The sequence below is a fragment of the Paenibacillus spiritus genome (assembly GCF_008710135.1).
Lineage (GTDB): Bacteria > Bacillota > Bacilli > Paenibacillales > Paenibacillaceae > Paenibacillus_AQ > Paenibacillus_AQ glufosinatiresistens.
The window spans coordinates 21,237-34,011 of sequence record NZ_VYKK01000004.1; the positions used below are offsets into that span (position 1 = coordinate 21,237).

13 protein-coding genes are annotated in these 12,775 nt (G+C 48.4%); all 13 read right to left on the bottom strand.

The genetic code is table 11. The features are described 5' to 3' along the window. Positions 1-39: 39 nt before the first annotated feature. The 13 genes from F4V43_RS01555 to dnaE all read right to left on the bottom strand — a co-directional run bounded on the left by F4V43_RS01555 (position 40) and on the right by dnaE (position 12,732). Positions 40-1,509, bottom strand: a complete 1,470-nt coding sequence (locus F4V43_RS01555) for an ATP-binding protein (protein ID WP_150456489.1) — start codon at positions 1,507-1,509, stop codon at positions 40-42. Then, positions 1,510-2,226 (bottom strand): response regulator transcription factor, encoded by a 717-nt coding sequence (locus tag F4V43_RS01560; RefSeq protein WP_150456490.1) that lies wholly within the window; start codon positions 2,224-2,226, stop codon positions 1,510-1,512. A gap of 318 nt (positions 2,227-2,544) precedes the next feature. Next, a complete protein-coding gene (locus F4V43_RS01565) occupies positions 2,545-3,294 on the bottom strand; it encodes a pseudouridine synthase (RefSeq protein WP_150456491.1) in 750 nt (249 codons plus the stop codon). Positions 3,295-3,340: 46 nt separating this feature from the next. Beyond that, positions 3,341-3,658, bottom strand: coding sequence for an N-acetylmuramoyl-L-alanine amidase (locus tag F4V43_RS01570; protein WP_223879742.1), 318 nt, complete (start codon positions 3,656-3,658; stop codon positions 3,341-3,343). Between the two features lie 82 nt (positions 3,659-3,740). Next, positions 3,741-4,274, bottom strand: a complete 534-nt coding sequence (locus F4V43_RS01575; protein WP_150456492.1) for a spore maturation protein — start codon at positions 4,272-4,274, stop codon at positions 3,741-3,743. Then, on the bottom strand, positions 4,253-4,918 hold the full coding sequence (locus F4V43_RS01580) for a nucleoside recognition domain-containing protein (RefSeq protein WP_150456493.1): 666 nt from the start codon (positions 4,916-4,918) through the stop codon (positions 4,253-4,255). Before F4V43_RS01580 ends, F4V43_RS01575 begins: the two co-directional genes overlap by 22 nt. Further along, positions 4,915-6,156, bottom strand: a complete 1,242-nt coding sequence (locus F4V43_RS01585) for a D-alanyl-D-alanine carboxypeptidase family protein (RefSeq protein ID WP_150456494.1) — start codon at positions 6,154-6,156, stop codon at positions 4,915-4,917. Before F4V43_RS01585 ends, F4V43_RS01580 begins: the two co-directional genes overlap by 4 nt. Positions 6,157-6,337: 181 nt before the next feature. Next, on the bottom strand, positions 6,338-6,745 hold the full coding sequence (gene ytfJ / locus F4V43_RS01590) for a GerW family sporulation protein (RefSeq protein ID WP_223879743.1): 408 nt from the start codon (positions 6,743-6,745) through the stop codon (positions 6,338-6,340). Positions 6,746-6,786: 41 nt separating this feature from the next. After that, positions 6,787-8,274: a recombinase family protein gene (locus F4V43_RS01595; protein WP_150456496.1), complete on the bottom strand. Its 1,488-nt coding sequence runs from the start codon at positions 8,272-8,274 to the stop codon at positions 6,787-6,789. A gap of 280 nt (positions 8,275-8,554) precedes the next feature. Continuing rightward, positions 8,555-9,115: a hypothetical protein gene (locus F4V43_RS01600; protein WP_150456497.1), complete on the bottom strand. Its 561-nt coding sequence runs from the start codon at positions 9,113-9,115 to the stop codon at positions 8,555-8,557. Then, positions 9,106-9,282 carry a hypothetical protein gene (locus tag F4V43_RS19555; protein WP_191089428.1) on the bottom strand — a complete coding sequence of 59 codons (177 nt, stop codon included), beginning with the start codon at positions 9,280-9,282 and terminating at the stop codon, positions 9,106-9,108. Before F4V43_RS19555 ends, F4V43_RS01600 begins: the two co-directional genes overlap by 10 nt. 35 nt (positions 9,283-9,317) lie before the next feature. Continuing rightward, positions 9,318-9,578 (bottom strand): hypothetical protein, encoded by a 261-nt coding sequence (locus tag F4V43_RS01605; protein ID WP_150456498.1) that lies wholly within the window; start codon positions 9,576-9,578, stop codon positions 9,318-9,320. Beyond that, the gene (dnaE, locus tag F4V43_RS01610; protein ID WP_223879770.1) at positions 9,559-12,732 is read right to left on the bottom strand and encodes a DNA polymerase III subunit alpha; all 3,174 of its coding nucleotides are present in this window, start codon (positions 12,730-12,732) and stop codon (positions 9,559-9,561) included. Before dnaE ends, F4V43_RS01605 begins: the two co-directional genes overlap by 20 nt. Between the last annotated feature and the right edge of the window lie 43 nt (positions 12,733-12,775).

Here is a 12,775-nt window from a genome sequence, read left to right on the forward strand (position 1 = left end):
CCGTTTCAACAAAAAGCACCTCTCTTGCAAGAGGCGCTGTCAGGACTTGGCCGGATTTGGCTGGCTTTCGACAGGAAGACGGAGCGTGAACACCGTACCTTCCCCCAGCTTGCTTCCGGCGGTTATAGTGCCGCGGTGGGATTCCACAATATTCTTGACGATGGCCAGCCCAAGGCCGGTTCCGCCTGACTCCCCGCGGACACGCGCCTTGTCGGCCTTATAGAAGCGTTCAAAGATAAACGGCAAATCCTCCGGCGAAATGCCGACCCCCTCGTCGCGGATACAGACCTCGATTACGGTCCGGCTCTCTATCGTCCGTACTTCCGCCGACAGGGCAATCTTCCGGCCCTCCGGCGTATGCCGGAAGGCATTGTCGAGCAGATTGGTCAGCACCTGCTCCAGCTTGTCCTCATCGGCCGCCTCAAGATGCAGTCGGTCTGAACGGCGATGATAGGTCAGGATAATGCCGCGCTCCTTCGCTCTCACCGAGAACTTGCGGTACATCCGCTCCAGCAGTTCGTTCAAATCCACCGGTCGAAGCGCCAGATCGCTGTGGCCGGCATCCATCCGCGCCAGATCCAGAAGGTCCTTAACCAGCCGCCCCATCCGCAGCGACTCCTCGTGAATGACCTGGATCAGCTCGCTGCTCTCTTCCGGCGAGGAAGCCATGCCGTCGAGCAGCGCTTCGCTGTAGCCCTGCATCATGGAGAGCGGAGTCCGGATTTCGTGGGAGACATTTGCTACAAAATCGCGCCGCATCTTCTCCAGCCGGACTTCCTCCGTCACATCGCGCAGTACCGCCACGGCGCCTTGAAGGTCGTCTTCGACATGCAGCGGAGCCATATGGACGGACCAGACCCCCTGCCGGACATGAATATTCGACCGCTGGTCTCCCCCGTCGCTAAGTGTCTGGCGGAAGAGCGGCAGCAGCGGCGGCGGCACCTGGTGGCGCCGGCCCGCAGCCTGACCCTCCTCTTCCTCCGCAGCCTCCGGCTCTCCCCTGTCCCACTGCAGGTCGCTCCATTCATTAAGCAGCGCCTGGCCCGGCGGGTTCGTCAGGATGACGCATCCGTCGGTATCGAAGGTAATGACTGCATCCGTCATGCTGCGAAGAACGCTGGCCAGATGGCTCTTCTCATGATCGAGGCTGCGGATGGTCGTCTCCAGCTCCGCCGCCATATGGTTGAAGCTGGTGGCCAGCTCCCCGATCTCATCGCTGGTAACGAGCTTCAGCCGTGTCCCGTATTCGCCGCGCCGAATGGCGTTCGCCGCCTCGATTACCCGCTGCATCGGCTGCGTAATCTTCGTGAACAGAAACAGCGCAAAAAAAGTCGTCATCGAAAAACCGATCATGGCCGTATACATAAACAACCGCTTGATAGCCCCGGAGTTGGAAAAATTGCTGTCGATGTACGGTAGCAGAAACAATCCCAGCGTCATCAGAACGACCGCAACGAGACAAATAATCGTCACCCACAGCTTGCCGACGAGCGATCTCCAGAAGTTCACTTATTTAGGCACCTCTAGCTTGTACCCGACGCCCCAGACGGTCGTAATCATCGCCGCCGATTCGGGCGACACTTTGTTCAGCTTCTCGCGCAGGCGCTTGACGTGGGTGTCGACGGTCCGGAGATCGCCGAAAAATTCATAATTCCAGACATCCTTCAGCAGCTCTTCCCGGGAGAATACCTTGTCCGGCGAAACGGCCAGATAATGAAGCAGCTCGTATTCCTTCGGCGTCAGGCTGACTTCCTGGCCGCCGGCCGTTACCCGGTGCGCATCGTGTTCGATCACGAGCTGCGGAAAGACAATATTGTTGCTCGAATTGCTCTCCTTGGACAGGAAAGCCGTCGCCGACGAGCGGCGCATAATCGCCTTGACGCGGTAGATCACTTCGCGCGGGCTGAACGGTTTGACCACATAGTCATCGGCGCCCATCTCAAAGCCCTGCACCCGGTTGATCTCCTCGCCCTTGGCCGTCAGCATAAGCACAGGGGTCGATTTGACGCCGCGCAGCCGCGTAAGCACTTCCATGCCGTCGATGCCGGGCAGCATGACGTCCAGCAGAATCAGGCCGTAATCGGCGGAAGTCGCCTTGCGGAGAGCCGTTTCTCCGTCTTCGGCTTCGTCGATCTCGTAGCCTTCCTTCTCCAAATACATTTTGAGCAGCCGGCGAATCCGTTCTTCGTCATCGACGACCAGGATGCGATTCAAATGATCTGCCATCTTCACAACAACCCCTTCATCAAGTACAAACCCTATAAATAATCGACCGGAATCGATTCTTTTCGCTAAAATCCGAATTCAACAGCAGGCCATCCTTGTCAGGCCCACTCTCTCTATTGTACTATCCCTCTGCCGTGTACTGTCAACGGTTGAGTAACCTTTTGTGGAGCCAGGCTCCCATTCAGCCCTCCGCAGCACAGCAAAAAAGCCCCCTCCGCTCCTTCCGATAATCCTGTTCATAAAATATGGAAAGTGTGTGAACATCCTATGAACATTATATCGAATGGCAGGGGGCTTCTTTGTGAACTTTCTGTGACGTTAACGCGGTCTTTGACTCTTGCCGAGTCCGGACAGGGCGAGCTGCTTGAGTTCGTTGACTTCGTCCTTGGTCAAATGGCGGAACAGACCCCGCTTGAGATTGCCCAGCGGCAGCCCGCCGTAGGAGATCCGCTTCAGCCGGGTTACCGGATGATGAATAGCTTCGAACATCCGCCGTACCTGGCGGTTACGGCCTTCATGAATGGTAATGCTGATAACCGCTTCCTTCTTCTCTTCGTCGATATCCTTGTATTCCAACTCGGCGGGAGCGGTCATGCCGTCTTCCAGCTTGATGCCCTGTTTGAGCTTGTCCAGCGAAGTTCCGTGCGGAATTCCTTCTACGGTTGCCAGATAGGTCTTGGGCACATGATGCTTCGGGTGGGTCAGGAGGTTCGCGAACTCTCCGTCGTTCGTCAGCAGCAGCAATCCTTCGGTATCATAATCCAGCCGTCCGACCGGATACACCCTCTCCTGGATCCCTTTCAGGTAGTCGGTCACAATCTTGCGTCCTTTGTCGTCAGAGGCGCTGGTGATGACTCCCTTCGGCTTGTTGAACATAATATAAATCTTCTTCTCGTTCTTGATCGGCTTGCCTTGCACCGTAATCGTATCCACAGCCGGGTCAGCCTTCGTACCGAGCTCCCGGACGGTCTCCCCGTTGACTTCCACTTTGCCGGCCAGAATCAGTTCCTCGCATTTGCGTCTGGACGCAACGCCGGCCTGGGCCAGTATTTTCTGCAATCGCTCCATTGTCGACTAGTCACCTCAGCCTAATGATAACCATCGTTCGGAGAAATCACAAGCTTGCTCCACGGAAAAAACTTCCCGGACAGACGCCGTCATGGGACCGGACGGCGCCGGACGGAATCCGGTAGCGCCCCGACAGCTCGAGAATCAGCTTGCCGGCGGCGAACATCTGCTCAGGCGGCGCCCCGTCCCGGCCAGCAGAGCCGCCCGGTCCGAAGTCCCCTTCGAGACAGATGTGGATGGATTCCGGGTCGGTCAGAAGCGGCGCGGCATGGATTCCGCCGTCCCGGGCGACCCAGAAATCGAAGCCTTTGCCGTTGATGGACGGGCAGGCGGAGTGATGGATGACAAACCCCTGATAAGACAAATCGGCGCCCCCTTCCCACATGCTGCAATAGCATATGAGCCGGAAAGCGCCGGGGTGCCTGGTGCCTGCAAGGCAGGGGGAATTACCTGAAGGTCAGCAGGCAGACCGCGATGGCGGCGGCAAAGCCGACCAGATCGGAGAATAACCCGACCTTAAGGGCATACCGCCCGTTGCGGATGCCGACTGCGCCGAAATAGACGGTCAGCACATACAGCGTAGTATCGGTGCTGCCTTGGATGGTGGATGCGATCATGCCGATGAGGGAATCGGGACCGTGAACGCGGATCAGCTCGGTTGTGTACGCGAGCGAGCCCGTGCCCGTAAGCGGACGCAGCAGGCCGAGCGGGAGCACTTCGGGCGGAACGCCGACCGCCTCCAGCGCCGGCGATATGAGACCCATGAAGAAGTCCAGAGCGCCCGAAGCGCGGAAGACGCTGATCGCCACCAGCATGCCGATCAGCGGGGGGATAATGCCGATGGCCGTGCCGAATCCTTCCTTGGCTCCGGTTACGAAGGACTCGTAGACCGGAACCTTGCGCGTATAGGCGTAGAGGGGAATGAAAGCGACCAGGACCGGTATGGCCCAAGAAGAAATCAGGCTGAGGAACGCGTACACGGAACGTCCTCCTTCCCCTGTCCCCCGCCCGACGCAGGCGGTCCCGGAGGCCGCTTGCGCTGCCGGCGGACCAGACGCCTGCGGAAGTACCGGTCGGCGGCAACCGCAGCCAGCGTGGCCACAAAGGTCGCCATCAGCGTAGTGCCTACAATGCCGGCCGGGTCCTTCGATCCGTAGTTCAGCCGGATCGCGATCAGGGTGGCCGGAATGAGCGTGATGCTGGCGGTGTTCAGCGCAAGCAGGGTACACATTGCGGGCGTCGCCGTCTCCTTGTCGGGGTTCAGCGTCTGCAGCTCCTGCATCGCCTTGATGCCCATCGGCGTCGCCGCATTGCCGAGCCCGAGCAGATTCGCGCTCATATTGCTGAGAATGTATCCCATGGCCGGATGGTTCTTCGGCACGTCGGGGAACAGAAAGCGGACGAGCGGACCCATCGCCCGGGAAAGAACGCGGAGCAGCCCCCCCTCCTCCGCGATCTTCATCATGCCGAGCCAGAATCCCAGGATGCTGATGAGCCCGAAGCTGACGGTTACCCCGTTCTTGGCCCCGTCGAATACCGCCGCCGTAAAGGCGTCCATCCGGCCGTTGACGGCGGCAAAGACGAAGCCGATCACAATCATGCCGAGCCAGATGGCGTTGATCATCCGGCTTCGCCTCCTTCAGGGCGAACGGTCAGCAGAACCCGCAGCGCGTCGGCAAGCGCCGCGCTCCAGCTCTTGGCCGGATGCACGCCGGCGCTGCTGCTTCGGACGCTCCCGGAGGGCGGCGCCTCCGGCGGCAGCCGGTCCGGGTCGTAGACGGGGACCCGGCCAATCTCCCGGCCGCCGAGCGTCAGCACCAGTCTTCCGCGCAGACCGAAAGCCGTATCGGCGGAAGTGCCCTGGGCCGAAGCGGCCCCGGGGGCCGCGCTCCCTTCGCCCTGAACCTTCGCGCGCTTCCCGGCGCCGCTCTCCAGCACCAGTTGGGTCTTCAGTTTCTCGGCCTCGCCGGCTTTCAGCGGGTAGGCGAAGCCTGTTCCGGCAGCCAGCGCGTAGCCTTCCACCCGGGCCCCGCGCTCGACAATCCGCTTCAGCGGATACTGGCTGAAGCCAAAATCGAGCATCGCCATATGGTCGTTCCAGTCGTTGCCGTCGTTGAGCGTGACGGCGACAAGCTGCTGCCCGCTGCGGGTGGCGGAGCTTACGAGGCAGCGAAGCGCTTTTTTGGTATAGCCGGTCTTGACGCCGTCCGCGCCCTCATACAGCCGCAGCATCTTGTTCTTGTTGCTCCACTTGTAATCCCACGGTTCGTTCGGATTGTCGGCCGTCTTCACCCGGGTCTTCACAATCTCCTTGAATACGGGATTGTGGAGCGCATAGGCGGTCAGGACCGCCAGATCGTTCGCCGTGGAATAATGGCCTTCGGCATCCAGTCCGTGCGGATTGGCAAAATGGGTATGCTTCAGCCCGAGCAGCTCCGCCTTGGCATTCATCAAATGGACGAACCCTTCTTCCGAGCCGCCGACATGCTCGGCGATGGCCGTCGCCGCATCATTGCCGGAGCGCAGCATGAGACCGTACAGCATAGTCTCCAGCGTCATTTCTTCGCCTTGCCGAAGATAGATCGAGGACCCCTCCTTGGCATAAGCGTTCTTACCGACCTTGACGACGCTGTCCAGCTTGCCGTTCTCAATGGCGACAATGGCCGTCATAATCTTCGTCAGGCTTGCGATCAGCATCGGCTCGTCGCCGTTGTGGCTGTACAGAATCCGGCCCGACTCCACGTCGATCAGCGCCGCCGCCCGCGCCTGGGTCGAGACGCCCTCGGCAGAGACGGCTCCGGGCGGCAGAAGCAGCGCCAGAATGCCGAGCAGCGCCGCCCATTTGGTAATCCATCGGTTCATAGGCAATTTCGGCTCCTTTATGCTCCGGGTATGGTATAACCGCGATGGTACAAGTGTATGCCTGGTCCACTTTCCTTATGTCACCGGAACGCAGCAAAGCCGCTCCCTCTGCCGGTCTGGGCATGGGGAGCGGCTTTGCTGCCCTTAGAGGGAAGCGGGGAATCACTGCATCCAGATAGGCTCAGAGCGGATTGGCAGGCGTAAAGGAGACCTCGCCTTTGCCGCTTTGAGATGATCCGCCGTCCTTTTTCCCGCCTTCGGAGGAACCTTCCTGGAACATGCGCTGGATGCGGTCCATCAGGTTCGGAGCAGCGTCGATAATTTTCTCAAAGATGTGGGTCTGGTTGTCGAGCGGCACAATGCGCACTCCTTCGCGGCCCACCACGAGAAACGCAATCGGCCGGATCGAGACCCCGCCCCCGCTGCCTCCGCCGAAGGGAAGGAGCTTCACGCCGCCCGCCGGAGCGGATGCCGATGTCGTCTTCTCATCCTCTTCAACGCGGAAGTCGCTGCCCCCGGCCGCAAAGCCGAAGGCTACTTTACTGATCGGCAGAATGACGCTGCCGTGTGTAATACACAAATGAACCAAATAGCAAGGCTGTATTATCAGCCGTTATACGCATTAAACCCCTAAAGAAAATTTACGTAAACTGTAGGGTCTGAATCAAAGTCTAACTTTGTCCATGTTATCTTGTTAATTATGCTTTTGTATGCCCTATTCAATTCCTTGGAGTCTGTTTCGGATTCAATACATTCTAAAACTTCATTTACACTCACCAGCATGTCTTCATTCTTTGTGCTTAGTGAATTGTCTAAAGTAGTCTTAATTATTGAATATTCCTCTTCAAGTTTTTCTAATGTCTCATTTGCTCTACTTAGTCTTTCATCAAAAATTTTCTCAGTGTACTTTCCTCGTTCAAAAAAATCATAAATACGCTCAATGGCTCTTTCTTGCTCCCTGATTTCCTGTAATTTTAAATTGGCGATTTCAGATAAGTTGGATAGTTCAGATGAGCTTAGCCCATCTTTAATTGCTTTTTCTATTTGTTTTTTCTTTAATTTTATAGCTTCGACCACTGCCCTTTTGAGAACGTCTGAACGATCACCTAAGTTCACACACCGTTCTCCAAAGTGGTCCCGGTATGTACAAGATCGAAGCGTATCATATTCTCTTCCCGTTCTTTTTTGTATGGTTAGTGTTCTTCCGCACACTCCGCAAGTAACCAACCCGGAAAACGGATTTTTGCCTGAGCGACTAGCTTTTGGTTTTTTTGATTGCACAGTCATAATGAATGCAATCTTGTCATGTTCAAGTTGGGTTTTCACTGGTTTGTGGCAATTATTATAAACAATCCATTCTTCCTTTGGCTTGATGACCAAATCACCTGTTGCCGATATCTTTCTTTTTTTACCTACTATTATTTTTCCTAAGTGAACTTCATCAACAAGCAACCTTCTAACAATTGAAGGATTCCACATTCGGTCTCGTGGGGATTTAATACCCATTTTATTGAGTTCCCATGCTATATCTGTATTAGACCAACCGCTAAGACATTTCTCAATCATAAACCTATATATAGGAAGGTTTTCTTCGTTGGGTTCTGCCTTACCCGTTAATGGGTTACGAACATAGGGGAATGGTGGAACTCCGTTGCTCCACAATCCCTGCTTGGCGTTTCTTGCCTTACCCTGTCTGAAGCGTCTCGAAATTTGTTTATATTCCATCCGAGCCATCATGCCTTCAAACTCAGCCATCAGCATATCGGTATCGTTATTGTAGTCGTAAACTCTTTGAGGAGTAACAAGCAAAGTTTCGGATTTGGCAAGCAATTTACTTATTGTTGCTCTATCCACTTCATCACCGCGACTTAGACGGTCAATATGAATAGCAACAACAGCGTCATACATTCCCTGTTCAATGTCTTGCATGAGCTCTTGCATCTTAGGTCGAACAGATAAAGAATCGGAAGTTCCAACTTCTGCATATTCAACGTAAGCCCAATCATTCTGTTCACACATTGATACAAGTTCAAGTCTGTGCTTTTCAAGATCTTTTTCTTCATCACCACGGGACTTTCTTAGATAAATAGCCACATGTTTAATGACATATTGATTCAATCTCTTTACTCCTTCCTTGGTTAAGTTATGAATCTCACACAATATAGTATGATGAACAGATTATAATATAAAAAAAGCCAAATTGCTAATGCAATGAGGCTTTTTTAACTTCTCTTTTTCGTTTTGCGTCCAATAGAATTTTTACGAATTGCTTACAGTTTTCAATTGATGGGTCTCCTTCGATAATAAGTGTGCATAGACCTGGAATATGATACGTTTCAGTTTTATTTTGTAGTTCCATTAATTCACCTCAATTACACTTTTTCCATTAAATTTTGTTTTATACTTTACTTCTATATGTATTAATGGCCTCCGTAATAAAATCGCTTATGTGATAATGCCAATTGACTTTCTTCTTAAATCCCTTAATCTCAATACCAATCTCTTCGCATATAGCAATTGGAATACTACTCTTATTTATTTTTGCTTTATACTTGTGATCCTTAATTTGATTCTTAGCTATGTATTGATAATCAATAAATTCTTTAATTGGCACGAAGAACACTTTGTTCGTTGGTTCACGAAAATTCATTATGAATCCAGATATCACATTTTCATATGTAGTTGCTTCCAACAACTTATCTATTTGATGTTGCTTAATAATACTTTCATCGAAACTAAACCTGTCTTCTTTAGTAGATTTCAATTCCAACGTAAATAGATGTGATCGAGCAAACATCATACAATCGTAATCATTTTTGGTCACTCTTACTTTTTGTCGTAAATCAGGGGGAATATAAGTGTCTTTTATCCGGCTGAAGAATATCTTTTCGTTAGATTGCTTAATTGATTCTTGAAGATTGTCTTCAAATGTTTTTCCTGGGTTCTTTTTTACAACCATTGCTTCATTGTCTCCAGGCGTTCATTTAACGCCTTTGTCTCAAAATCAACAAGTTCATCATATTTATTCTTCTTAATAAATCCCTTACGGTTATATAATTCAATACGCTTAAGCATATATTTCTTTAACTCTTCGATTAAGACCATATCATGTCCGACCAGATTCAAAATATCTCTCCTTTATAATTATTTTTGAGTTTAATTTAGAATTGCATAATATCATCCAATGTGATTACTCTTGCTTCGACTGCCTTTTTGATACATTCTCTGTCATCGTGAACACACATACCATAGATATCTAAGATATCCCTATTAATAACATCTAGTGTTGTTACCGTTTCACCACAACCGGCACAAGTAGAATAATTTATCACCTCCTTTTCTTGGGGATCGGGGAAGCGATGGTTGTAATATGGAGATGTGAATCGGTCAAGATTGTGATCGTTATTGGTATTTTTGTTCATTGACCGTATCCTCCTTTGTTTTGTACTTCGTGTAGCGAGTAATCCAGAAATCTATTTGATCAGTAGGTTTGAATCCACTATTTCCGTCAGGAACCTGTCTTTGTTTCTTCATGAATTCTGTAATTTCGATCATGTCACCTTTTTCAATCTTGAGTGATTTGTCTTTTGTGTTAAACGTTTTCTTATCCATCTTGAACATTTGCTCTTTACCTGTGCGAAGGTTATACAGTTTGAGTTTTGGGCTGTACTTCGTATCTAGTTCAGTAACAACACACCATCCTGACTCAATGTTCGGATATGTGATATCTGCATAACCCATTAGCTCTTTTCGTAGCATAACTTCTTCATTAGGTAGTAAAGGTTCAACAGGGTTAGAACGTATATCTCGTTCAATGCTTTTGAGTTCTTCGATTCGTTTTAATTTTGTCTTTTCAACATATGTTTTCTTGTATTGCTGCTTTCCGTTTGAAAATTCTTCGTAAATTTTCAGCAGCAAACCATTATTCCCAAACTTGAAGAAGAAGTTTAATCTGATAAGTATGTCTAATTGCCTTGTGTTAACAGAAGTGTTTTGAGTAATATCAACTAATAAATCAACGAATGTTTCATATGTATTTTTGCTTATATCAAGCAATTCATCTGCAATTTTTGCATTCAGGTATTTTATTGATTCTAATCCTTTGTAAATTATATTGTCTTCTTGATTGTATGAATACGTTGCTTGCGACTTTCCAAATTGAATCGGTGAAATCTCTATACCTCTTGTTTTTGCGTAATTAATGATTGCCCCAGTTTTGTCGATATCATCCTTATTGATATTTAACATTACAGTAAGGAAAGCTAGTGGGTAATAGTAGCGTAGGTATGCGTTGCCATAACCAATGTGTGAATATGGATTGGAATGATTATCGGAGAATCCATAATGCTTTGCCGAATCAATGACCTGTAAAAATGGCTCTAAAACAGCTAAAGCAACCTCTTCGGTTTCGTTGTAATCTCTATTCATTTTATTAACAAAGCGTTTTCTTATTTCAGGAAGAAACTTTTCTGTACCCTCTTTTTTTGATAAACCGCGACGAACAGAATCGCTTTCAGCCATTGAAAAATCACAAAATTCAACTAGGAAGTTCATGATTTGTTCTTGGTATACAAGATAGCCCATTGTATTTTTCAGAAAATTATTAAGCGCTTCGTGTCCGTGATCCTTAAATATTCCATTAGCTAAGTCTTGGCGATATGAATCTCCAGATGGTCGTATTGCTCCGTTACCAATTGAAAATAACTCAATATAACTAAAGTCGGGATGTTGCTGCTTAATTTTATGTATTGTTTCTGGACTGAGCAAATCCTTCAAATATGCTTGCGCAGACGAACTTTCCCATTGAAATATTCCAAGCCCAGATTCTCTAATTGAGCTCCATACATTTTCATCGTTAACATCCATGTTATCAGGGACCAATCTTTCAATACCTGCCAACTTACACGTTTCATTGATAATTTCGTTATTATCAAGACCAAGAATATCGAGTTTAACATAATTAAGACCATCTAGTTCTTTCATATTTATCTGACTCACTGGGTATTTGCTTTCTTTCGTATAGCATAAACCGATATTATCATCAAGCTCTATAGGAGAAACTACATACCCAGATGGATGAGAACCGATGCTGACAATTACTCCTTGAACTAAATCAACGAATTTGAACAACTCTGGATACTTTTCTCTATACCTTGAATCAATATCGTCTTTCCTGTCATCGTTTTTGAATACTGCTTTTGCAATCTCATCGACAACGGACAGATCCATATTTAATGCTCTACCAACTTCTCTTATAGCACCCTTCAGCGCTACAGTATTGAATGTTATAATTTCAGAGAAATGGATACCAGGAATAGTTGCCACATAATCAATAACGTCTTGCCGCTTTGAGGGAGGCCAGTCTTGGTCTATATCCGCGAGTGAGATACGTTCTGGATTCAAAAATCGAAAGAAATTCAATTTATGCTTTATACTATCCATCTCAGTAATTTTTAGTAGATATGCTATTAGACTGCCGTTAACTGAACCGCGACCATATCCCTGATAAATTTCATTCTTATGCGCCCAATCAACTACATCTTTTTGAAGTAGCATATAATCAATTGCTCCAACTTTTTTATATGTATTGAACTCTTCTCTAATTCGTTCAAAATATTTTTGCTTCTTTTCTGGTGGAAATTTATTAACTCCTCTTTCGACCACTCCGATATTAATTTTTTCTTTAAATACTTTTTCAGGATCATCATACAATTTTGGATACTTGGGAGAATCGTCTAATATAAATGGTTCAATCATCCCCGCCATTACATTCGTATTGTGTATGGCCTCAAGGTAGGCACTCCTTGGAATTGCATTCTGTTCCTCAAACATCCTTGCAAGTTCGGGATACGTTTTAAACGTTAAATCAAAAGCGTCCTCATCGCCATACGTTGCACCTTTGGCCTTCATTAGTATTGTTCTAGCTTGGGCATGGGCTTGATTAAGTGCGTGAGTATCAGTTCCTGCAATCAATGGAATGCCTGTTTCTTTAGATAGGTCGTATAGTTTGCGATTAAATTCCACCTGCTCAGGATGTTTATGATACTGGAGTTCGAAAAACATCCGATGTTTATTCTTCACGAAGAAATCCATTAAAAGATTAAACATCTGAGTATTATTATTTTTAATGGCTCTCCAAAGAGGTGAAGCTAGACAAGCAGAAGTCATAATAATGTTTTCTGAAGTATTGAAGAGTTCATCAAAAGTAATACGTGGATTGTAATAATAATGACCATCTTCTTTATTGTTTGAGATAGAAGTTAGCCGATTCAACTCTTTTACCCCGTCCCAGTTGCGAGCAAGAAGCATATAATGATAATTATCTCGAACTAAGCCCCGCTCTTTGTCATTATGTTCGGTCAGATAAACCTCATTGGCATGGATGTACTTCATGCCCTTTTCTTCTATGTATTGTTTCTTTTTTACCCAGTTAAAAACATTTCCATGTTCTGAGAAACAAATTGTACTCATTCCCGCTTCTTCGGCTGCTTTTATATACTGTTCAAACTTGGTTACAGAGTCCATTGACATTGAACTAGACGGATTGCTAAGGTGACTGTGCAAATGGTATATCACATAATTATCTATTGGTATATCTCCTTTCTTCAAACTCAGTAAA

Excerpts from the sequence above, each read along its gene's own strand:
- F4V43_RS01600 (WP_150456497.1), bottom strand. The coding sequence starts at position 9,115 with ATGGTTGTAAAAAAGAACCCAGGAAAAACATTTGAAGACAATCTTCAA.
- F4V43_RS01605 (WP_150456498.1), bottom strand. The coding sequence starts at position 9,578 with ATGAACAAAAATACCAATAACGATCACAATCTTGACCGATTCACATCT.
- F4V43_RS01580 (WP_150456493.1), bottom strand. The coding sequence starts at position 4,918 with ATGATCAACGCCATCTGGCTCGGCATGATTGTGATCGGCTTCGTCTTT.
- F4V43_RS01585 (WP_150456494.1), bottom strand. The coding sequence starts at position 6,156 with ATGAACCGATGGATTACCAAATGGGCGGCGCTGCTCGGCATTCTGGCG.
- F4V43_RS01565 (WP_150456491.1), bottom strand. The coding sequence starts at position 3,294 with ATGGAGCGATTGCAGAAAATACTGGCCCAGGCCGGCGTTGCGTCCAGA.
- F4V43_RS01560 (WP_150456490.1), bottom strand. The coding sequence starts at position 2,226 with ATGGCAGATCATTTGAATCGCATCCTGGTCGTCGATGACGAAGAACGG.